Origin of the sequence: Mesorhizobium sp. XAP4 (assembly GCF_029269325.1) — a bacterium.
Classification (GTDB): Bacteria; Pseudomonadota; Alphaproteobacteria; order Rhizobiales; family Rhizobiaceae; genus Mesorhizobium; species Mesorhizobium ciceri.
In genome coordinates this window covers 745335-766331 of sequence record NZ_JARIXW010000004.1, presented here as the reverse complement: position 1 = coordinate 766331, position 20997 = coordinate 745335, and the positions used below count along the sequence as shown (strand labels likewise).

19 protein-coding genes and 1 pseudogene are annotated in these 20997 nt (G+C 61.2%); 11 read left to right on the top strand and 9 right to left on the bottom strand.

Annotation, left to right across the window (positions count from 1 at the left end):
- Position 1: 1 nt before the first annotated feature.
- Together P3C39_RS21145 and P3C39_RS21140 are read left to right on the top strand one after the other, a co-directional pair.
- Positions 2-916: a class I SAM-dependent methyltransferase gene (locus tag P3C39_RS21145; RefSeq protein ID WP_064993463.1), complete on the top strand. Its 915-nt coding sequence runs from the start codon at positions 2-4 to the stop codon at positions 914-916.
- A 305-nt stretch (positions 917-1221) separates the two neighbouring features.
- Positions 1222-1398, top strand: coding sequence for a hypothetical protein (locus tag P3C39_RS21140; RefSeq protein WP_013533211.1), 177 nt, complete (start codon positions 1222-1224; stop codon positions 1396-1398).
- Here the strand turns inward: P3C39_RS21140 and P3C39_RS21135 are convergent, their stop codons facing one another.
- Complete coding sequence (locus P3C39_RS21135) at positions 1399-1962, bottom strand: sigma-70 family RNA polymerase sigma factor (RefSeq protein ID WP_013533212.1); 564 nt, start codon at positions 1960-1962, stop codon at positions 1399-1401.
- Between the two features lie 291 nt (positions 1963-2253).
- Here P3C39_RS21135 and P3C39_RS21130 point away from each other — a divergent pair, with 291 nt between their 5' ends.
- On the top strand, positions 2254-4365 hold the full coding sequence (locus P3C39_RS21130; RefSeq protein ID WP_275953918.1) for a catalase: 2112 nt from the start codon (positions 2254-2256) through the stop codon (positions 4363-4365).
- Between the two features lie 74 nt (positions 4366-4439).
- Here the strand turns inward: P3C39_RS21130 and P3C39_RS21125 are convergent, their stop codons facing one another.
- The 3 genes from P3C39_RS21125 to P3C39_RS21115 all read right to left on the bottom strand — a co-directional run bounded on the left by P3C39_RS21125 (position 4440) and on the right by P3C39_RS21115 (position 7157).
- Positions 4440-4934: a hypothetical protein gene (locus P3C39_RS21125; protein WP_013533214.1), complete on the bottom strand. Its 495-nt coding sequence runs from the start codon at positions 4932-4934 to the stop codon at positions 4440-4442.
- 87 nt (positions 4935-5021) lie between these two features.
- Positions 5022-6317 (bottom strand): Nramp family divalent metal transporter, encoded by a 1296-nt coding sequence (locus P3C39_RS21120; protein ID WP_275953919.1) that lies wholly within the window; start codon positions 6315-6317, stop codon positions 5022-5024.
- A gap of 249 nt (positions 6318-6566) precedes the next feature.
- Positions 6567-7157 carry a LysE family translocator gene (locus tag P3C39_RS21115; protein WP_275955451.1) on the bottom strand — a complete coding sequence of 197 codons (591 nt, stop codon included), beginning with the start codon at positions 7155-7157 and terminating at the stop codon, positions 6567-6569.
- 223 nt (positions 7158-7380) lie between these two features.
- Here P3C39_RS21115 and P3C39_RS21110 point away from each other — a divergent pair, with 223 nt between their 5' ends.
- The 8 genes and pseudogenes from P3C39_RS21110 (at position 7381) to P3C39_RS21075 (ending at position 16807) form a co-directional block, all read left to right on the top strand.
- Positions 7381-8391, top strand: coding sequence for an ATP-dependent DNA ligase (locus tag P3C39_RS21110; protein ID WP_275953921.1), 1011 nt, complete (start codon positions 7381-7383; stop codon positions 8389-8391).
- A gap of 106 nt (positions 8392-8497) precedes the next feature.
- Positions 8498-10251: pseudogene (locus P3C39_RS21105) on the top strand (thiamine pyrophosphate-dependent enzyme).
- 94 nt (positions 10252-10345) lie between these two features.
- A complete protein-coding gene (locus P3C39_RS21100; protein ID WP_275953922.1) occupies positions 10346-11227 on the top strand; it encodes a cytochrome c oxidase assembly protein in 882 nt (293 codons plus the stop codon).
- A gap of 185 nt (positions 11228-11412) precedes the next feature.
- A complete protein-coding gene (coxB, locus tag P3C39_RS21095) occupies positions 11413-12456 on the top strand; it encodes a cytochrome c oxidase subunit II (RefSeq protein WP_346016452.1) in 1044 nt (347 codons plus the stop codon).
- Positions 12453-14393, top strand: coding sequence for a cytochrome c oxidase subunit I (gene ctaD, locus P3C39_RS21090; RefSeq protein WP_127384536.1), 1941 nt, complete (start codon positions 12453-12455; stop codon positions 14391-14393). Before coxB ends, ctaD begins: the two co-directional genes overlap by 4 nt.
- Positions 14390-14992, top strand: a complete 603-nt coding sequence (locus P3C39_RS21085) for a cytochrome c oxidase subunit 3 (protein WP_013533222.1) — start codon at positions 14390-14392, stop codon at positions 14990-14992. Before ctaD ends, P3C39_RS21085 begins: the two co-directional genes overlap by 4 nt.
- A 1-nt stretch (position 14993) precedes the next feature.
- Positions 14994-15335, top strand: coding sequence for a hypothetical protein (locus P3C39_RS21080; protein WP_024502345.1), 342 nt, complete (start codon positions 14994-14996; stop codon positions 15333-15335).
- A gap of 20 nt (positions 15336-15355) precedes the next feature.
- Positions 15356-16807 carry a c-type cytochrome gene (locus P3C39_RS21075; protein WP_167355169.1) on the top strand — a complete coding sequence of 484 codons (1452 nt, stop codon included), beginning with the start codon at positions 15356-15358 and terminating at the stop codon, positions 16805-16807.
- On the opposite strand, the gene P3C39_RS21070 is transcribed toward P3C39_RS21075, so the two are convergent.
- The 5 genes from P3C39_RS21070 to P3C39_RS21050 all read right to left on the bottom strand — a co-directional run bounded on the left by P3C39_RS21070 (position 16779) and on the right by P3C39_RS21050 (position 20941).
- Complete coding sequence (locus P3C39_RS21070) at positions 16779-17204, bottom strand: c-type cytochrome (protein WP_024502343.1); 426 nt, start codon at positions 17202-17204, stop codon at positions 16779-16781. The genes P3C39_RS21075 and P3C39_RS21070 overlap by 29 nt on opposite strands.
- Before the next feature lie 70 nt (positions 17205-17274).
- The gene (locus P3C39_RS21065; protein WP_013533226.1) at positions 17275-17598 is read right to left on the bottom strand and encodes a hypothetical protein; all 324 of its coding nucleotides are present in this window, start codon (positions 17596-17598) and stop codon (positions 17275-17277) included.
- A 537-nt stretch (positions 17599-18135) separates the two neighbouring features.
- A complete protein-coding gene (locus tag P3C39_RS21060; RefSeq protein ID WP_013533227.1) occupies positions 18136-18339 on the bottom strand; it encodes a CsbD family protein in 204 nt (67 codons plus the stop codon).
- Between the two features lie 322 nt (positions 18340-18661).
- Positions 18662-20224, bottom strand: coding sequence for a glutamine-hydrolyzing GMP synthase (gene guaA, locus P3C39_RS21055; protein ID WP_024502342.1), 1563 nt, complete (start codon positions 20222-20224; stop codon positions 18662-18664).
- 48 nt (positions 20225-20272) lie between these two features.
- Positions 20273-20941: a 5'-methylthioadenosine/S-adenosylhomocysteine nucleosidase gene (locus P3C39_RS21050; protein WP_275953923.1), complete on the bottom strand. Its 669-nt coding sequence runs from the start codon at positions 20939-20941 to the stop codon at positions 20273-20275.
- Between the last annotated feature and the right edge of the window lie 56 nt (positions 20942-20997).

The following is a 20997-nucleotide window of genomic DNA, read 5'->3' as shown; positions in this document are numbered from 1 at the left end:
ATTGAGTGTAACCGCACCGAAAGGCGCCCAGCGCCGGACATCGGTCAGGCTGGCGGTTGAAGACTGCATGGCCGACGGTATTTGCGCCGAAGGTGTTCTCGTCAGGCTGGCGCTCCACCTGCCGCCCACAATTGGGGCAGCGGAATTGGCGGAGGTCGTGCTGAAAGTCCGTCCGGCGGATACCGGCGACGCGGCAAGATTGCGGAAGGTCGCCGGACTGCTGCGCTGCAAACCAGACGTCTTTGCCATGTTGCGAGCGACGGGCGGCGCCGTTCGCCATGAGCGCAATGAGGACGAGACGAATGCCGCTGTCGTCATGCGGCTGGCGTCCAGCTTCGATGCCGCGGCAGCGATTTCGGGAGCCGCGAGTGTCCAACTGGCATCCCTCGGCGATGAGGAAAGGCTCACAGCCACGACCAACGAAATCGTCGCATGGCTGGAAGCCCGAGAATTCACCGGAAGGGAACGGAGCATTCTCGACATCGGTTGCGGCATCGGCCGTTTCGAGCGTGCGCTGTGCAAATCCTTCAAGCGGATGGTCGGTATCGATATATCGTCGCGAATGATCTCCATCGCCTCAGAGCAATGCGCCGCACTCGGCAATGTCGAGTTACGACAAACCTCCGGTCTCGATCTGGCCGATTTCGACGATGCCAGTTTCGATTGCGTGCTGGCGGTCGACAGCTTTCCCTATCTGGTTCTGGCCGGCATGGCAGAGCGGCATTTCGAAGAAATTGCGCGCGTTCTGAAACGGCCGGGCTGGCTCGCCTTGCTGAACTATTCCTATCGCGGATCGCTTTTCTCAGACCGCGACGATATCGGCCGTCTGGCGCAAGCTCATCAATTGCGGGTCCTCATCGACGGTGAGAAGCCGTTTCGATCATGGGATGGCAACGCTTTTTTGCTCGCTCGGTGAGACGGAACATTACAGCACGATGCCAGTTCGGACGTCGAGCAAAGGGCACCAACGAGTGTCCTCGATTCGAAGGAGGAGCGCGGGCTGGACGGCAATCGGATCAAGTCCGATGGATTACGCCGCTAATCGATTGCCGAAGGACTGAACGCCACCGCGCGGGCCTGTGGTCCGCGGGGCGACGAAGGAGCAAGGAAATAAACCTGTGCAAGGGTCCGCCGGTCAGCTTCTCGGCGGTGGACACAGGCTTGTAATGCCGGGCGCTTATCACCACACTACGATCAAGGGACCGCTATCAAGAGAATGTGATGTCTCGTTCGAGCGACGATACCGCGGATCCGCATGTCGAGATGGCGGTGGATCGGGAGATTGCCTCCCTGCTGGCAGCCATAGAGCAGGAAAAGATTCCGGACCGCCTCACCAAGCTGGCGATCGAATTGCAGAACGCGCTCGTCGAGAAGCGTCGGCGCGACGCGAACAACTGACTATCTGCGGCTGTCGACCTCGACGTCGAGCTGACCGTCCGACAGCTGGTTTCTCCTCTCCATCAATGTCTCCAGCGAACTCTCCCCTAGGAGTTCAAGGATGTTGGCGCGCGCACGGTTCAGGCGGCTTTTGACCGTCCCGACCGCGCAACCGCATATGTCGGCGGTTTCCTCGTAGCTCACTCCCAAAACGCCGATCAGCATCAGCACCTCGCGTTGGTGTTCAGGCAGTCTTTGAATGGCGCCGTGAACTTCCCTGCTCTGAACGGTCCATTCCTGGGTGGCTTCCGAAATTGGTCTCGAAGAGGCGCAGTCGAGCAGGCCTGGCGCCTCCCGGGCAGCGATCTTGACCCGGGTATAATAGGTGTTGCGCATGATGGTGAAGAGCCACGACTTCATTCGCGTACCGGGTTCGAACTTGTCGATGTTGGCGAGACCCTTGGTCAGTGTCTCCTGCACGAGATCGTCAGCATCGTCGGGGACGCGGCAGAAGGTGCGCGCGAATGCCCGCAGGGCGGGTATCAGGTCAACGATGGAAACTTCATTGGTTTCCTGGTCGGCCAAAAGGCAGCCTCCGGATGACAATGGTCCAGCTCCCAGCAGAAAGAGTGTGTGAACGCAGCCTCAGCTAAATGCATGGAAGTTTGGTTCGTTCCTCTTGCTGGAGACAACTCTTCATAATTCTTCGCGGGCGGAGATGTCTGTCATGCGATCGGCGCATACCATCGCCGCAGCAGCGACGCCTCCTTCGACAGTGGTATCTAACAGCGTCCGCTTTTTTACGGGAACAAAGCCGTTCACCGGCAGTTTGATGGCTTGCCACTTCAACCTTCCAGTATCGATCGAGGACCTGTCATGGCCAAATCCGCTCGCCCCTCCGCTCGCCAATCGGCAAGTGGACTGGATCAGAATAGCGCGCGCGGAAATGGCGGCGAGTTGCACCAGATCGCGGGAGACGACACGCCTGTCCTTACCACGGCGCTCGGAACGCCTGTCTCCGACGACCAAAACACATTGCGGATCGGTGAACGCGGACCATCGCTGATCGAAGACTTTCACTTTCGCGAGAAGATTTTCCACTTCGACCACGAACGCATCCCGGAACGGGTCGTCCATGCCCGCGGCTATGGCGCGCATGGTTATTTCGAGACCTACGACTCACTGGCCAAATACACACGTGCCGACATTTTCCAGCGAGCTGGTGAAAAGACGCCGGCATTCGTTCGTTTCTCGACGGTTGCCGGCAACAAGGGCTCGTTCGATCTCGCCCGCGACGTGCGCGGCTTTGCGGTCAAGCTCTACACCAAGGAAGGCAATTGGGATTTGGTCGGCAACAACATTCCGGTCTTCTTCATCCAGGACGCCATCAAGTTTCCCGATCTGATCCACGCCGCCAAACAGGAGCCCGACCGTGCTTTTCCGCAGGCACAGACGGCGCACGACAATTTCTGGGACTTCATCAGCCTGATGCCGGAATCGATGCACATGGTGATGTGGATCATGTCGGATCGCGCCATCCCGCGTTCCTTCCGCTTCATGCAAGGCTTCGGTGTGCATACGTTCCGCCTCGTCAACGCCAAGGACGAATCCACCTTCGTCAAGTTCATCTGGAAACCCAAGCTCGGCATGCAATCGGTGGTCTGGAACGAGGCGGTCAAGATCAACGGCGCCGATCCCGACTTCCATCGCCGCGATCTGTGGGAGGCCATACAGGCCGGCAATTTCGCGGAATGGGAGTTGACGGTGCAACTGTTCGATCAGGCGTTTGCCGACAGTTTTGACTTCGATATCCTGGACGCAACGAAGATCATTCCCGAAGAGGTTCTCGAACCAATTCCGGTCGGTCGGCTGGTGCTCGACCGGATGCCGGATAATTTCTTCGCCGAGACCGAGCAGGTTGCATTCATGACGCAGAATGTGCCGCCCGGAATCGACTTCTCCAACGATCCGCTTCTGCAGGGCCGCAACTTCTCCTATCTCGATACCCAATTGAAACGACTGGGCAGCCCGAACTTTACCCATCTGCCGATCAATGCACCGAAGTGCCCGTTCGCCCATTTTCAACAGGACGGGCACATGGCCATGCGCAATCCGGCCGGGCGCGCCAACTATGAACCGAACTCATGGGGACTGGGACCGCGCGAGGATCCGCAGCGTGGCTTCCGTTCTTTCGCCGATGTCGAACAAGGGCAGAAAGTACGTCTGCGCGCGGAGAGCTTCGCCGATCACTACAGCCAGGCCCGGCAATTCTTCAACAGCCAGACACCACCGGAGCAGCGTCACATCGCAATGGCGCTGACGTTTGAACTGAGCAAGGTCCAGGCCCCGGCGATCCGCGAACGCATGGTTTCGCATTTGTTGAACATCGATGAAACGCTGGCGACCACGGTCGCCGACAAGCTCGGCATCCGTGACATGCCCGAACCTGCCGAAGCCGCCGTTCCACCGCGCGATGACTTGCCGCCGTCGCCGGCGCTCAGCATCATCCAAAACGGGCCCGACAGTTTCGAAGGCCGCAAAGTCGGTGTCATGCTCAGCGATGGAGCCGATGTCGCGCTGTTCGAGGAACTTCGTTCCGCCATCGAAGCGGAAGGCGCGGTGATGGAGGTGGTTGCGCCCAAGGTGGGCGGCGTCGAAGCCGCCGACGGCACCCACATCGAGGCAAGGCACATGATCGACGGCGGTCCATCCGTTTTGTTCGACGCGGTGGTGCTGCTCCTCTCCGAGGCGGGCGCCGAGCTACTGGTCACGGAGGCCGCTGCGAAGGATTTCGTGTCTGATGCGTTTGCGCATTGCAAGTTCATCGGCTTCACCTCCGGGGCCGAGCCGCTCCTGATCAAAGCAGGCGTCGCTCCCGATGCCGATGAGGGGCTGAGGCGGCTGGATTCGGCAGCTTCGGTAGCTGCGTTTGTGCAGTCATGCCGCAAACTGCGGCTCTGGGCGCGGGAGGCGGCTGTCAAGCTTTGATGCGATGGCGTCAGCTGTTTCCGTTGGCGCGTCCGCACTCTTTGGTTTGCCGCCAACCCAGCCGGCACCGCGGTCTACGAGCGATCTTCCTTGCTGGACGCTTGTCGCCGCTGCTTCTCCAGGACCTCGTCGGTCCCGACCAGCTTCTTTGCTCCGCCTGAAATGGTCGTGGACACCACCGAAGGCGGATCGCTCGCCGGAAAGGAATCCTCCAACCCCGCCTGCAGTTGGTCCTCGAGCGTGCGTGGTTCTTCGGACCGGCCGGGCGTTCTGCGCGTGTCGATCTTCTCCAGCGACTGTTTCTTTTTCGGCGAATCGTTGGCGTTCCGGACCAGGGCGTAAAGCTGCTCGATCGCGAGTTCCTTGATCGTTTCGAAATCGGCCCGATCGTCCTTGGCAGCCTCGATTTGATCAACCATGGCTTTCTCGAAGCGGTCGAGGCTGTCGCCTCCGCAGGCATGGGAAAGGCGCAACAGGGCTTCGTTCAGCATCAACGGAGCGAAATGTGCTGAAGCTTCAAGCCTGAGTTGCCTTAAACGGTCCGGAGTTGCGGCCTGCAACTTTGACATGGACAACCTCCTTTCTCCCACAAGCGTCTCAACGGGATTTGACCGCCGATGTTCCACCGTGCCTGAACATCTGTCATGCCATGCGAGCTACAGGAACCAGCTTGCCACCAATCCCGCCGACGCCGCAAAAATCGCCAGGGTCGTCACGCCGCCGAGGATGTTCGTGCTTGTGCTGTTGACCTTGTCGCCCATGATCTTGCGATTGTTGGTCATGATGAGGATGAGAAACAGCAGCGGCGGCGTTGAAAATCCTTGCACGATGCCAGACCAGACGAGAGCTTTCATCGGGTTGAAGCCGAAGAAATTGAGACCCACCGCCACCAGCGTTATGACCCCGATCGCGATGTAGAATTTGGGAGCCTGCCGGGGTTTGGCATGCAGGCTATTCTTCCATCCCATCGCCTGGGCGAAATCGAAAGCAGCGCCAGCGGTCATGATCGGCACGGCCAGAAAGCCGACACCAATTACACCGGCCGCAAAGAGAATGCCGGCAGCGTCGCCGGCAAGCGGCCGCAGCGCTTCGGCCGCCTGTGCCGCTGTCTCGATCTGCGTGTGTCCGGCCTTGTAGAGCGTCGACCCGGTCGAAAGGATGATAAAATACATGATCAGATTGGAGAACGTCATGCCGATCAGGATATCGCGGCGGGATCGGCGCAGTTCACCCTCGGTGGCGCCTTTGCGCTCTTCGAGGCTCGTTCGACCCTTGGCGATCTCCTCCTCCACCTCCTGATTGGACTGCCACGTGTAAAGGTATGCGGAGAGAGTGGTCCCGACGATGGCGATGAGGATGGACAGGTACTCTCGGCTGAACTCGATTTGTGGCAACAGCGTGCCACGCAGGACGGAAGCGGCATCCGGTTTGGCAAGTACCGCGGAGACCACATAGGCAAGCAGAGCCAGAGCCAGCCACCGGAACACGTTTCGGATCAATTTGTACGATCCGAGCACCTGCAGGGCAAAAATGACGACCGCAACGGCAGTGACGACCAACGGAGCAGGCAGCGGAACGAACAGCACAATAGCCGCCGACATGGCGCCAAGGTCGGCGGCTGCCTCGATCGTGTTGCCAATCAGCACGCCCACCAGCACGGACCACAGCAGCCAACGCGGATAGAAGTCCGATATGACCTGGAAAAGCCCGCGACCCGAAACCTGGCCAAGTTTGGATGAAAGGTAGACGACGAGATACATCATCGGCAGCGTGACAGGTGCCGTCCACAGCAGGTCGGGGCCGAACCGCGCTCCGGCGCTGGCGTAGGTACCGATGGCCGAGCAGTCGTCATCGGCCGCGCCGGTGATCAGGCCAAGCCCAAGAGCCCGAACGACGTCGCCCCCTTTTCGCCTGCTTTCCCTTTGGCCAGCATTCTCAGGCGGCTTGTTCATTGAAGGCGCGTCTTTACCGAGGCCACGCAAGAAATCATGACGAACATTCCAATCGGATGGCGATGAAGCGTTGCAGCTGCATTGAGATCGAGGTTCGAACCTCCGGTCAGGTTTTTTGTTCCTGGACACGGTCCCGGCCCGCGACGGCGGCGGAGCCGAACGTCAAAGCGAATGCTCCGTCCCCCTGAAGAAGACAATGCTTGTGTCGAAGCCAATCCTTCAGGCGACGTGGCAAGCTATTTCTTGAAGTCAGCGGCTCGTACTGCCGCCGATCACCATCCGCACGCCGAGGCCGATGATGAGACAGCCGGCGAGCCGCTGCTGCCAAAGCCCTGCGCGAGGGTGCCGCATGACCCATGCGCCGACCGCGCCCGATGCCAAGGCGTAGGCTCCCAGCACCAGCACACCGGTTATCTTCTGTGTTGCGCCAAGCAGCACCAGTTGCAACGTGACGGAGCCCCTATGCGGGTCGACAAATTGCGGCAGGAACGCAACCATGAACATCAAAGGCCAGGGATTGCTCAGATTGGCGATCATTCCTTCCCGGGCGGCGGCGAGCGGCCGCAGGGCCTTGATGTCACCTGTGGGAATGGTTGCCGAGGCTGAAAGCAGCAGCCGGAAACCCAGCCACATGATATAGGCCGCCCCTGCCCATCGAAGCAGATTGAACGCCACCGGCGAGGCGTGGACAAGCGAAGACAGGCCGAATGCAATCAGCGGAAGCTGCACCAGTCCGGCGCCCAGCGTCATGCCGAGTACCGTGAACAACGCCACGCCGCGCCCGTGTCCGATGCCGCGGGCCATCACCAGCATGCTGTCGGGGCCTGGCGGCACCTGCATCAGAATGACGGTTCCGACAAAAGCTGTCCACAATGAGAGGTCGATGGGCATCTCCTTTCGCGCCGCCGATGACATCAAAGCGGCCAGCCGTCACCGGGTTCCGGCGGCAAATGAAAATGTCCATCGCGAAGGACCTGCCATGAACCCGTCAGATGGAACGCGGTGCTGTCCTGGAAGTTGAAAAGCCGGAGCCGTTCCTGAACCGGTTTTGGAGGCCTGATCCGTGCATGAGCCGATAAACGCCTTCCCGCTCCCGCTGGATACGTCTCCGATGGAGGCCAGGCTTGCCGATGCAATCCCAAGGGATGGGAACCGCTGGCAGTACGAGCCTAAATGGGACGGATTCCGCTGCCTTGCTTTCAAGAGCGGCGACACCGTTGACCTGCGCGCCAAATCCGGCAAGCCGCTCGGCCGCTATTTTCCGGAAATCACGGAGATCCTGCGTGACCTCAAGCGCGGGCATTTCGTCATCGACGGCGAGATTGTCATCGAGGTGGACGGTGAGCTTTCCTTCGAGGCGCTGCAGATGCGTCTTCACCCGGCACAAAGCAGAATCCGCAAACTGAGTTCGCAGACGCCTGCCAGTCTGATCCTCTTCGACATGCTTGCCAGGCCGGGCGGCGAGGTCATCACGGGCAAACCACTTGTCGAAAGGCGGCGAGCGATCGAGGACTTCGTGACCTCCTCGAACAGTCCGGATCTTCGCCTGTCGAAGTGCACTTATGATGCAGCGACGGCGGCTCGATGGCTGAACGGGGCCGGCCATGCATCGACCGACGGCATCGTGGCCAAAGTGCTCGACGAGCATTATCTGTGCGGCGAACGTGCGATGGTGAAGGTAAAGCCGAGGCGCACCGCCGATTGCGTTGTCGGCGGTTTCCGCTATCTCGCGGGTAGCCGTGAGGTCGGCTCACTGCTCCTCGGCCTCTACAATGACGACGGCAAGCTCGATCACGTCGGCTTCACGTCGACCATCGCCAGGACCGACAGAGGAGCGCTCACGCGCCGGCTGGAAGGGCTGCGGTCAGAGCCCGGATTCACCGGCAAGGCGCCCGGCGGCCCGAGCCGCTGGAGCACGGAGCGCAGCGGACAATGGGAGCCTTTGGAACCTGAACTGGTGGTGGAGGTCCGCTTCGACCACGTCACCGGCAATCGGTTTCGCCATGGCACCAAACTGCTGCGCTGGCGCCCCGACAAGGCGCCACGGCAATGCACGTTCGAGCAGATCGAATAGACCGCCCCAGGAAGATCGCCCCAGAAACCTGTCACGATTTATTGCGACGAAGGAACCAACTCGGGATTCACCGGTTCGGACACCATCCACCCGGAGCTACCCTGACATGCCGAATGCAGCAGAAATTCTGATCGACACACTCGTCGCCTGGGACGTGGAGTGGTGTTCGGCTTGCCGGGAGACGGCATAAACGGGGTCATGGAAGCGTTGCGGACGCGGCGCGACAAAATTGCCTTCGTTCAGGTCCGGCATGAAGAGTCGGCTGCCTTCATGGCATGTGCATATGCCAAGTGGACAGGAAAGCTGGGCGTGTGCCTTGCGACGTCCGGCCCCGGCGGAACACATCTTCTGACCGGCCTCTATGACGCCAAGCTCGACCAGGCTCCGGTGCTGGCGATTACGGGCATGCAGTTCCACGATCTGATCGAGACGTTCACGCAACAGGATGTCGATCTGACGCGCGTGTTCAACGATGTCTCCGTTTATAACGCCCATGTTGCCGATGCCGCGCATATGGAAAACGTCGCCAGCCTTGCCTGCCGAACGGCGCTGGCGCGCAAGGGCGTCGCCCATCTTTCGATTGCCAGCGACATCCAGGAGCAGGAGCGTGATCCGTCGAAGCGCTCCAAGCGCAATCGCCCGGCGCACACGCCGCAGGATATGTTCGCCGGTCATAGCGTACCGCTGGACGTTGAGCTCGACAAAGCCGCCGCCATTCTCAATGACGCTTCGCGGGTTGCGATCCTGGCCGGACGCGGCGCCATCGGCGCGGCCGCCGAACTCGAACACACGGCGCGCCTGCTGCAGGCGCCTGTCGCGAAGGCTTTGCTGGGCAAGGCGGTGCTGCCGGACGACCATCCCTACGCCACCGGCGGGATCGGCATTCTTGGAACCCTGGCTTCGCAAGAGGCGATGGAGAACTGTGACGCGGTGCTGATTATCGGTTCGACCTTTCCCTACATCGAATACTACCCGAAGCCCGGACAGGCCCGTGGCGTCCAGATCGACTGCGATGCGCAACGGATCGGCTTGCGCTTTCCGGTCGAGGCCGGCCTTGTCGGCGACGCGGCAGAGACATTGCGCGCGCTCAACCAGCGCCTGACGCAAAAGCCCTCGGATGAATTCCTGCGCCGTTCCCAGGAGACCATGAGAAAATGGCGCGAGATGATGCGGCAGTCGGAAGACATGCAGGCGCAACCATTGAAGCCACAAGCGATTGCCCGGGCTTTCGGACAAAGATTGGCCGACGACACAGTGATGGCCACGGATTCCGGTCAGAATACGGAGCTGGCCGCCCGCCATGTCGATCTTCGCAGCGGCCAGGCATTCGGGGTGTCCGGATCGCTGGCGTCGATGGCTTGCGGTCTGGCCTACGCCATCGCTGCCGGCATAGCGTTTCCCGGTCGACCGATTGCCGCTATCGTCGGCGATGGCGGCTTTGCCATGCAGCTCGGCGAATTCTCGACGGCGGTGCGCTACAAGATCCCGCTCAAGGTTCTGGTGATCAAGAACAACATGCTCAATCAGATCGCCTGGGAGCAGATGATGTTTCTGGGCAACCCGCAATTCGGTTGCGAATTGCAGCCGATCGATTTTGCTAAGGCGGCAGAAGCAATGGGCGCAAAGGGTTTTCGCATCGAGCGGGCCGATCAGATCGAGACGGTTCTCGACCAGGCTTTCGCCACGCAAGGCCCTGTCGTGATCGAAGCGCTGGTAGATGCCTATGAGCCGCTGATGCCGCCCAAAATGCCGGCAGACTACGCCAAGAACTTCCGCCAGGCCCTGCCGCGGACGCCGGGACACGAACGCATAGAAGAAAATATCGCCCGTGAGCCGGCGAAATCGATGATGGATGCCTAGAGGCGGCGCAGGGAGGTGGAACAGCGCACCTCAGTGGCTTCATTCTGAATCTTTCCAGATGAACCCGCGCTCTTCCGGGTGACGGATGCGGATCATGAGCTTCGACGCGCTCTTTTCGACCTCGATTTGCTATGGCAACGGCGCTCCGCAGGCTGGTTGGACTCTGGCGCTACCCATCACATTGCCACTGGCGGCAATCCTTTTGCTGTATGTTGCCGGCGCTGGCCGGCTGTGGCGACCGAGCGGACGTGGACGTCGCTTGCGATCGCGGCAGGCCTTGCTGTTTGCTGCCGGCTGGTCCGTCCTGGCGTTCGCCCTTGTAAGCCCGATCCATGCATTGGGCGAACATGTGTTTGCGGCGCACATGATCGAGCACGAATTGCTGATGGCGGTCGCAGCGCCTCTGCTGGTTGCCTCCCGCCCGACGGCGGCGATGATGTGGGCCCTGCCGGTACAGCTGCGCCAGATATGCGGAGTGGCCGGACATGCAAATGCGCTTCGGGCGGTCTGGGCGTTCATCAGCCGTCCTGTGGTCGCGACCGTCCTGCACGGAGCCGCGATATGGATCTGGCATGTCCCGGCGCTGTTCGAGGCTGCCCTCCAGCAGGGCTTCCTGCACTATGCCCAGCACGCGAGTTTCCTCGGTAGCGGGCTTTTGTTCTGGTGGGTGCTGCTGCCTCGCCTTGGCCGCGAGCAGGCTTGCGGCAATGCCGTGATGCATCTTTTCTTCACCTCCCTCCACACCGGGCTGCTCGGGGTGTTGCTCGTCGTCTCGCCCAGGTTGTGGTATCCGGATAATGCGATCGGCTCGGATTTATGGGGGCTCAACCCGCTCGAGGACCAGCAACTTGCAGGCTTGATCATGTGGATTCCCGCCGGCCTGATCTATGGCGGAGCCGCACTGCTCCTGGTCGCTTTCTGGATTCAAACGAGCAGTCGGCGGCAACAGGCTTTCCAGCAGTTGCGCATCGTCTAACCCGCACCGCTTCGCGTCGGTTTTCAGCCGGGCGGTGTTGCCAAGCATCCTTTTTCAGTCAGCCGCGTTATGGCCTTGGCAACGATGGTGGATCCTTCATGGCGAGGTGCATGAGTCCGTTGGCCAGCTCTCGCAGGCTGACACGACCGCGAATGTCGCTTGCCCCCACATGTCCAAGGCAAATCTTGCCTGGCACCTTTCAGGGAACGGCCGCGCAACGGCGTTTGAGGGCGATCAGCGCAGCGCCGATATTGGCCTTGGCAGGATGCGGCGACAAGCAATCGGCCCTCCATGCACACGGTGCGAATGCCCGGAGAATCCTTGATCTGATCTGGTCTTTCAGCGCAATCGCAGTGGCCACGTGGCTGCTTGTCATGTTGATCCTGGCGGCAGCGCTTTTGCGTCGTCGCCTGTCCGAGACAACGCGCTCGCCGCTCGAGATCGATTCTCGTCAGGAGCGCCGATTTACCCGCGCTGTCGGCAGCGCCATTGCGTTGACCGTTCTGGTGCTCGTCATGATGACGATAGCGAGTTTTTTCGCCGGCAAATCCATTGCTTCACTGAGTGGAACGGAAACGCTTGCCGTGCGCATCACCGGGCACCAATGGTGGTGGGAGGTCCGGTATCCCGGAGATGATCGGTCCCAATCGATCGTCACGGCAAATGAAATCCATGTCCCGGTTGGCGAACCGGTCAAGGTCGAACTCGATTCGCTCGATGTCATTCATAGCTTCTGGGTGCCGAACCTTGCCGGCAAGCGCGATCTCATTCCGGGCCGGCCGAGTGAGCTCACACTCGTCGCCGATAAGCCCGGCATCTATCGTGGCCAGTGTGCCGAATTCTGCGGCTATCAGCACGCCCATATGGCCATCACCGTCATCGCGCAAAGCCGCGAAGCGTTCGAAGCATGGCAATCCAGGCAAAACGCCGTCGCATCCGCGCCTGGCGGCGACGAAGAGCGCCGCGGCCAACAGGCATTTCTGTCCACCGGCTGTGCGCTCTGCCACACGATAAGAGGCACGCCTGCCAGCGGAACGGTGGGACCTGACCTAACTCATCTCGCCAGCCGACGCGCACTGGCCGCGGATACGCTCGCCATGACCCCTGGCGCGCTCGCCGCCTGGATCGCCGATCCACAGTCGATAAAGCCCGGCGCCAAGATGCCACGCATTGCCCTTAGCGCCGACGATCTCAACGCGGTCGTCACCTATCTCGGAAGCCTCGAATGAGTGGCCTTGCGGGAAAGCTGGCCGAGCACACTCAGGAGGCCCTGAAAGGCATCCGTGACACCGGTCTCGAAGAGGTGAGACTGCGCGCCTTTCTGGCGCATGCCTGGCGAACGCCGAAAGGCTTCTACGGCTGGCTGGTCACGGTCGATCACAAGCTGATCGGACGGCGCTATATCGTGACGGCTTTCCTGTTTCTCATCCTTGCGGGTCTGTCAGCGCTCGCCATGCGCTTCCAGCTTGCCCAGCCTGAGGCCGGCCATATCGGTCCCGATCTCTACAACCAGTTGTTCACCATGCACGGCACGACGATGATGTTTCTGTTTGCCGTGCCGGTGATGGAAGCTTTCGCCATTTACCTGGTGCCGCTGATGATCGGCACTCGCAATGTCGCCTTTCCGCGGCTCAATGCATTCAGCTACTGGGTCTATCTTTCCGGCGGGCTGATGATCTGGATCGCCTTCGCCTTCGAAACCGGTGCGGATGCCGGCTGGTTTTCCTATGTGCCGCTCGCCGGACCCGAATATGGCATCGGCAAGCGCCCCGATTTCTGGGCGCAGATGGTGACCTACACCGAAGTGTCCGCCCTCGCGGTAGCGGTCGAGATCATCGCGACAGTTTTCAAACAACGTGCCCCCGGCATGTCGCTCGACCGCATCCCGCTCTATGTCTGGTCCGTCCTCGTTACGGCTTTCGTCATCCTGTTCGCCATGCCGGCCGTGATGGTCTCGAGCACAATGCTGATCCTCGACCGCCTGGTCGGCACAAAATTTTTCGACCCCGCAGCAGGCGGCGATGCACTGCTGTGGCAGCATCTGTTCTGGTTCTTCGGCCATCCCGAGGTTTATATCATCTTCATTCCGGCGACCGGCTTCGTTTCCGCGATCCTGCCGACCTTCGTTCGCCGCCCGGTGTTCGGCTATCTCGGGATCGTGCTGTCGTTGATCGCGATCGGTTTTCTTTCCTTCGGCCTGTGGGTGCACCACATGTTCGCTACCGGCCTGCCGCAACTCGGCGAGAGCTTCTTCACCGCTTCCTCGATGATGATCGCCATTCCGAGCGGCGTTCAGATCTTCTGCTGGATTGCGACGATCTGGGGCGGCCGGCCGATCTTCGCCACGCCCATGCTTTTCGTTCTCGGCTTCATCTTCACCTTTGTGATCGGCGGCCTGACCGGCGTCATGGTCGCCTCGGTGCCGCTCGACCTGCAGGTGCACGACACCTATTTCGTGGTTGCCCATTTCCATTATGTGCTGGTCGGGGGCGCCGTCTTCCCCCTGCTCGGCGCCGTTTATTACTGGTTTCCCAAGATCACCGGACGCATGCTGTCCGAGAGGCTCGGCCGCTGGAATTTCTGGCTGGTCTTCCTCGGGTTCAATCTCACCTTCTTCCCCATGCATATTCTCGGTCTGCAAGGCATGCCGCGCCGCGTTTATACGTATCCGCCGGCGAGCGGCTGGGGAGAGATGAACCTCTTCATCAGCCTCTCTTCGCTGGTGGTGTTCGCGGGCTTCGCGCTTTTCTTCCTGAATCTCTTTCTCAGCCTCCGCAACGGCCGCATTGCAGGAGACAATCCCTGGGGCGCGAGCACGCTCGAATGGGCGACGACGTCGCCGCCGCCCTCCTACGATTTTTCGCGGCTGCCCGTGGTAACTCACCGCGAACCGCTTTGGGCCGAGCCCGATGTGCTCCCAGTGGTCGAAGGTCTGCGTGTCGACGCCCGCGAGGTGCTCGCCGGCACGGTCGCCGATGCGATGCCGCAAGTAAGGGTACCATCGGCTGACAACTCGATCTGGCCGTTGCTGTCGGCCATCGCAGTCGGCGGCGCATTTCTCGGTTCGATATACACGCCGTGGGCGGTGGTCTGGGGAGCGATCCCGGTTTCGATCGGCTTTATCTGCTGGTTCTGGCCGAAAGGCGAACCGGAGGACGAGGAATGAGGCACCGCCCCGTCGCCGACGTCAGTCACCTGCCCACATACGATTTCGGGTCAGCGAGCCCGATGTGGTGGGGAACCCTTGCCTTCATTGCCCTCGAGGCAACCGGTTTTGCCTTGGCGATAGGCACTTACTTCTATCTGGCCGTGCTGGCCCGGCATTGGCCCATTGGGGCCCCTGCGCCAGATCTGCTGCCGGGGACGGCAGTACTGGTTATTCTGGTTGCGAGCGTCGTGCCCAACCACATGATCGAGGTTTGGGCACGTCGCCAGGACCTGGCGAAAGTTCGCCTTGGCATGGTCGTCATGTCGATCGTCGGCATTCTTCCGCTGATCGTTCGCATCTGGGAATTTCCGGCTCTGCGGATTTCCTGGGATCAGAACGCTTACGGATCGATCGTCTGGTTCCTGCTCGGGCTGCATACGACGCATCTCCTTACCGATGTCGGCGACACGATCGTCCTGGCGGTTCTCATGTTCACGCAAAAAGGCAAGGCAGGCCGCCGCTTCAGCGACGTCTCGGACAACGCCTTCTACTGGGACTTCGTCGTCGTCTCATGGGTCGTGCTCTATCTTGTTATCTATTGGGCTCCGAGGATGTGAGATGCAGGCGATCCGTACCGGCGTTTCCTGGGCAGGCCTGGTCAGCGGACCAGTTGCGTGGGCAATAACGCTGCAGCTCGATTATTCGATTGCATCCTGGCAATGCCACGCCGGCTTTCGTCCCACTGCCTTGTTCTCGTTGACAGGCGCCGCTGTCGCCCTGGCAGGCGCGCTGCTGTCGTGGCACGCCGTTCATGACCGCGGACATGGTACCGTTCCGCCCCTGAAGGCGCGCACGCGCGCATTCCTTGCCAGGACTTCCGTGGGCATCGGGGCGCTGTTCACGCTCATCTTGCTGGCGCAACTGATGGCAGGGCTGATCTTCAGCGGGTGCGAACTGTGACGAGGTCAAAGGCCCGGAGATTGGCCGTCCGCCGGTGCGCGCCTTGGCCTGCCGCGGGCATTCCATTCCCGGCCGTCACCTCCCGGGCGGTCGCGCTCGTCTTGGCATCGTTGGCGCTTTGCACTGAGCTGCGGGCGAGCGAAATCCAGAAGGGTGAATACCTTACCCGAGCGGCCGACTGCATCGGCTGCCACACGTCCAATCCGAGCCGCCCGTTCGCTGGAGGCTATCGCGTGCCGACACCCTTCGGCGACGTATACTCGACCAACATCACACCTGATCCCGACACGGGCATTGGACGCTACTCCGCGGACGAGTTCGTGCGGGCCGTGCAGAAAGGTGTCAGGCGCGACGGAGCCGATCTCTATCCCGCCATGCCCTATGACAGCTTCGCCGCGATGAGCCGCGAGGACGTGCTTGCGATCCGGACCTACCTCCTGGCGCAGCCGCCGATCTCGCAGCCGCAGCCGCGAAACATCCTGCCTTTTCCATTCAACCAGCGCTGGACAGTTGCGCTGTGGAAGCTCGCGAACCTGCATACCGGCAGTTTCACGCCCGATCGGAACCGGACCGCCGCATGGAACAGGGGAGCCTACTTGGTCGAGGTGCTCGGCCACTGCGGTGCCTGCCACACGCCAAGGAATGCGACGTTCGGCATGGATGAAGACCACAAGCTTGCCGGCGGCACCGCCGGCATCTGGCAGGCCTTCAACATTACCAGCGACAAGATCGCAGGCGTCGGCGGCTGGAGCAACGAAGAGCTGTCTCGATTTCTCAAAACCGGCGCCGTTCCCGGGAAGGCTTATGCGGGCGGGCCGATGGCGGAAACGGTCATGAACAGCCTGCAACATCTTTCCGATGACGATATCCAGGCCATCGTCGCTTATCTCAGGGACGTGCCCGCCCAATCGGGAGACGAAAAGCAGCCGCGGTTCTCATGGGGTAACGCGGCCACGGCCGACGGCGATGCTGGAACCGAAGGGATGACGCAAGGCAGCGGGACCGCAGCCGGCGATGATCTCTATCGATCGCTCTGTTCGACGTGCCATGGGGCGAACGGAGGCGGATCGTCAGACGGATCCTATCCGTCCTTGACCCGCAACAGCACCCCCGGCGCGGCCACGCCCGAGGATGTCGCCATGACCATCCTTGAAGGCGTCAAAGCTGGCGACGTGGCGGGGCGTAAGTCGATGGCGGCCTTCGGCGGCTGGCTGGACGATGGCCAGGTGGCAGCCCTTGCAAATTACGTCACCGCTCGGTTCGGAAATCCCGACGTCAGCGTTACCGCGGCCGATATACGCCAGATGCGGGCCGGCTCGACAACAGGCCAGACAATCATGGTTCTGGCGGCTCAATCACTTGTGGCGTGCGCCGCCGTGTTGATGCCTGGGCTGCTGCTTCTGCTGGCAAGGCGCCTGCGCCGTCGGACCAGTTCAGTGCGCCTCATGTCCGCGCATAGAGATAGGCGGTGATGTCGCGTGCCTCTTGAGGCGACAGATTTGTATTGGGCATGGCCGTGTTCGGGTCTACGTCCCGCGCTCTGCTGATCCAGCGCATCATCGCATCCGGGCTGGCTCGCGATGCCCCGATATATCCTCTTTCGACGACGCCCTGCAGGGAGGGACCGACGGTACCACGGGCGCCGGGCACCCCCGGGATTTCGTGACATCCGCCACAGCCGTTGCGGATCATGGCCGGGATGGCTCGTTGAGGGTCGCCGCCGATCGCCTGCACAAGCGTGGTTTCTCGCAGACTGTTGCTGCGAACCAAACCGCTGGCAAAGACGGCAAAACCGATGACGACAGCCGCCGATGCTCCTGCCAACCACCAGAATCGGGGCGGCGCTTGCTTGGCGGCCTGCCGGTTCATCTGCGCTTACCGCTCTCAGCGCTCAATGCGCTGCCGAAGCACTGGTCCGGCAACGGATTGAGGAGCCGGCTCATTTATTACAGTTCTGCACATTCGATGTTGTCGTGCCGGTCGCGGTGTTGTTGTCGATGTCGTTGCCTGCCGAATCTTTGCAGCGGTCAGTCATGCCACCTGATTTCGTTGTGGAATTTGTCGAATTTGTAGTGCTCGGATCGGAAGGATTCACGGACGTTCCAGAGCCGGTGCCGCTGTTGCCGCCGGTATTTCCAGACGTAGCCCCGGTGCCGTCGTTCGAGCCCGAACCGCTGTTGGAGCCGGAACTGTTCGACTGTGCCACTGCCGATGTGGCCAATGTGAGCGCGAGCACAGCGGCGGACAGAAGTTTGACGATCATGGTGGATCTCCTGGTTGGGTGTACCGCCACCAAACCAATCCTTTCCTGATATGTTCCCGGCGAAATCGTGTTCAGCAAAATTCTTGTGAAACAGGTTTTGTGCCGGCACTGCAGACCGGCTAGCCGCGCGACGGCGGTCGATATAGGTGCGCCGCCTTGGCGTCGTCCGGCCGCGGAAGCAGCGCTGGCCGCATGCCCTCGCCGGAAGCATAGTTGCTCACTGTGGCCGCTGCCCGCGTCCCCGACCACTGCCCGATCATCCCCGGATCGGAGACAGCTCAATCATCGCCATGAAAGTCATAGCAACGGGCCGAACACGAATATGGCCAGTAGAGCAAGAAAAATCACGGCGATAACTGCGATCGCCCACGTGACAATTCTTCTTGTCCCCCGTTGCTCCTGCTTGCGAGAGATATTTTCAGCCACAGTACCAAATCCTTGCTGCAAAACTCAACCGACGACAAGGCTCAGCGCTCGCATGGTCCTGCCGGACTGTTGGGCCGCGTCCTGGAATGGCCACAGCCGGGGCTCACATGCCTACCAACCCTGCCGCCCGTACCAATCATCGACATCGCGCCGCACGCGGTCCTTTTCGATGCCGTAACGCTCCTGGATCTTGCCTTCGAGTTGATCGCGCTTGCCGGCGATGCGGTCAAGGTCGTCATCGGTGAGTTTGCCCCACTGCTCCTTGACCTTGCCTTTCACCTGTTTCCAGTTTCCTTCCACGCGGTTCCAGTCCATGACACTGTTCTCCCTGTTTTGGAAAGGTCCGGAATAGGAAACGCAATCCAGTCAAGGATGTTCCTGTAACAGCCGACGCGCTGCCCGATGCCAAATCGGTTGCCAGAAAGTTATCGCCCCTTGCGGTCCGCAAAGTACGTTCGAGCCAACTTTCAGCCGAGCCATCGTCGCTCGCTCAAACCCGCGTATTGCACGTCATATGCCAAGGCTCTAAACGGCTCCGACGATGCTTTACATTCGTGCCCGATCACGTTTGAGTGCTGTCAGGCAATCAGCGCTAACTCCAGCGGAGGCGACAACACACCATCGCCGCCTAATCCCCCTACTCCCACTCGATTGTTCCAGGCGGCTTCGACGTCACGTCGTAGACGACGCGGTTGATGCCGCGGACTTCGTTGATGATGCGGGTGGCAGCAGCCCCCAGGAAGGCCATGTCGTAGTGGTAGAAATCCGCCGTCATGCCGTCGACCGAGGTGACGGCGCGCAGCGCGCAGACGAACTCGTAGGTGCGGCCGTCGCCCATCACGCCGACCGTCTGCACTGGCAGCAGCACGGCGAATGCCTGCCAGATGGCATCGTAGAGGCCGGCCTTGCGGATCTCGTCGAGATAGATGGCGTCGGCTTCGCGCAGGATCTCCAGCTTTTCGCGGGTGATGCCGCCGGGGCAGCGGATGGCAAGACCCGGACCTGGGAACGGGTGCCGGCCGATGAAGCTTTCGGGCAGGCCAAGCTCCTTGCCCAGCGCCCTGACCTCGTCCTTGAACAGTTCGCGCAGCGGCTCGACCAGTTGCATGTTCATGCGCGCCGGCAGGCCGCCGACATTGTGGTGCGACTTGATCGTCACCGACGGGCCGCCGGTGAAGGAGACACTTTCGATCACGTCGGGGTAGAGCGTGCCTTGCGCCAGGAATTCGGCGCCGCCGAGTTTCTTGGCCTCTTCCTCGAACACCTCGATGAACAGCCGGCCTATGGTCTTGCGTTTTTTCTCCGGATCCGACTCGCCCTCGAGGGCGTCGATGAAACGGTCCGACGCGTTGACCAGAATGAGCGGCAGATTGTAGTGCTCACGGAACATCGCCACCACGCCCGCGGCCTCGTCCTTGCGCATCAGGCCGTGGTCGACAAGGATGCAGGTCAGCTGGTCGCCGACCGCTTCGTGGATCAACAGCGCGGCAACGGAGGAATCGACGCCGCCCGACAGCGCGCAGATGACCTTGCCCTTGCCGACCTGCTTGCGGATCGCCTCGACCGCGTGCTCGCGGTAGGCGCGCATGGTCCAGTCGCCCTCGATGCCGGCGATGTTGTGGACGAAGTTCCTGAGCAGCCGGGCACCGTCGGGCGTATGCACCACCTCGGGGTGGAACATGATGCCGTACATCTTGCGCTCGATGTTGCCGAAGATGGCGAATGGCGAGCCCTCCGATTTGCCGAACACCTCGAAGCCGTTGGGCAAGGAGATGACGCGGTCGCCATGGCTCATCCACACCTGGTGGCGCTGGCCGGGCGCCCACAGGCCCTCAAACAGCGGGCTGTCCTTCTGGATCTCGACGAAGGCGCGGCCGAATTCGCGATGGTCGGAGCTTTCGGCGACGCCGCCCATCTGCACGCACATGGCCATCTGGCCGTAACAGATGCCGAGCACCGGCACGCCGGCGTCGAAGACGATCTGCGGCGCGCGCGGACTGCCGATATCGCCGGTCGAAGCCGGGCCGCCGGACAGGATCACGGCTTTCGGATTGATGCGCTTGAATGCCGCTTCGGCCGACTGGAACGGCACGATCTCGGAAAACACGCCGGCCTCGCGGATGCGGCGGGCGATGAGCTGGGTGAACTGGCTGCCGAAATCGACAATCAGGACGGTATCGGGATGATTGGCTGTTTTCATGGCGAGCGTTTAGAGAAAGAAATGAGTCGACGCAATGGGTTGCGAGTTTCAGAGCCGTCTGGCGTCTTCATGCGGCGAATCTTTCAGAAGCGTGCCCGAACCGATGGCCTGTTCGAGCCGCATGACGGCCTCCGCCAGCTTCTCATCGATGACTTCAAGATATTCGGTCCAGTCGCCGACATGCCTGAGATCCGCCGCCCCGTCGGAAATGCCGCGCAGCCCGATCAGCGGAATGTCGAACAACTGGCAGGCGCGCAGGCAGGCGAAGGTCTCCATGTCGACCATGTCGGCGTTAACAGCATCATAGGCCGCACCGGTGATGATCGCGCCGCCGGTCGATAGCGTCGCCTGCTTGATATCAGGTATCTTGAAGGGCAATGGCACGGTCACCGGCAGGTCGAGGAAGGGTGTGGCACCCTTCTCGAAGCCGAGCGGCGAAGCGTCGATGTCGCGGTAGCTGACCGAAACCGCCTGGTAGATTCCCGTCTGCTCCAGCGTCCGGCTGCCGGCTGAGCCGAGCGACACGACGAGGTCGGGCAGGGTTTTTTGCGACTTCAGCCAGGAGAGTTCAGCGCCTAGCCTGACGCCGGCCTCGACCGGACCGACACCTGTCATCAATGGCGTGAACAGCTGCTTGAGATGCGGACCGTATTCGGCCTGCGCCGCCATGACGAAGAGGACGTCCTTGCCCGACAGGCGGCGAATTTTATCGGTCATGATGATTTGCTCCTCTCCGCCCGATCACCTGCTTATCTGCGCCGCCGCTCGCCGGG

Bases quoted from the DNA above. Each gene is read 5' to 3' on its own strand.
- P3C39_RS21120 (WP_275953919.1), bottom strand. From the start codon at position 6,317: ATGAACAAGCCGCCTGAGAATGCTGGCCAAAGGGAAAGCAGGCGAAAA.
- P3C39_RS21130 (WP_275953918.1), top strand. From the start codon at position 2,254: ATGGCCAAATCCGCTCGCCCCTCCGCTCGCCAATCGGCAAGTGGACTG.
- P3C39_RS21100 (WP_275953922.1), top strand. From the start codon at position 10,346: ATGAGCTTCGACGCGCTCTTTTCGACCTCGATTTGCTATGGCAACGGC.
- P3C39_RS21125 (WP_013533214.1), bottom strand. From the start codon at position 4,934: ATGTCAAAGTTGCAGGCCGCAACTCCGGACCGTTTAAGGCAACTCAGG.
- P3C39_RS21070 (WP_024502343.1), bottom strand. From the start codon at position 17,204: ATGAACCGGCAGGCCGCCAAGCAAGCGCCGCCCCGATTCTGGTGGTTG.
- P3C39_RS21065 (WP_013533226.1), bottom strand. From the start codon at position 17,598: ATGATCGTCAAACTTCTGTCCGCCGCTGTGCTCGCGCTCACATTGGCC.
- P3C39_RS21140 (WP_013533211.1), top strand. From the start codon at position 1,222: ATGTCTCGTTCGAGCGACGATACCGCGGATCCGCATGTCGAGATGGCG.
- P3C39_RS21085 (WP_013533222.1), top strand. From the start codon at position 14,390: ATGAGGCACCGCCCCGTCGCCGACGTCAGTCACCTGCCCACATACGAT.
- P3C39_RS21080 (WP_024502345.1), top strand. From the start codon at position 14,994: ATGCAGGCGATCCGTACCGGCGTTTCCTGGGCAGGCCTGGTCAGCGGA.
- ctaD (WP_127384536.1), top strand. From the start codon at position 12,453: ATGAGTGGCCTTGCGGGAAAGCTGGCCGAGCACACTCAGGAGGCCCTG.
- P3C39_RS21060 (WP_013533227.1), bottom strand. From the start codon at position 18,339: ATGGACTGGAACCGCGTGGAAGGAAACTGGAAACAGGTGAAAGGCAAG.
- P3C39_RS21115 (WP_275955451.1), bottom strand. From the start codon at position 7,157: ATGCAGGTGCCGCCAGGCCCCGACAGCATGCTGGTGATGGCCCGCGGC.
- P3C39_RS21050 (WP_275953923.1), bottom strand. From the start codon at position 20,941: ATGACCGATAAAATTCGCCGCCTGTCGGGCAAGGACGTCCTCTTCGTC.
- guaA (WP_024502342.1), bottom strand. From the start codon at position 20,224: ATGAAAACAGCCAATCATCCCGATACCGTCCTGATTGTCGATTTCGGC.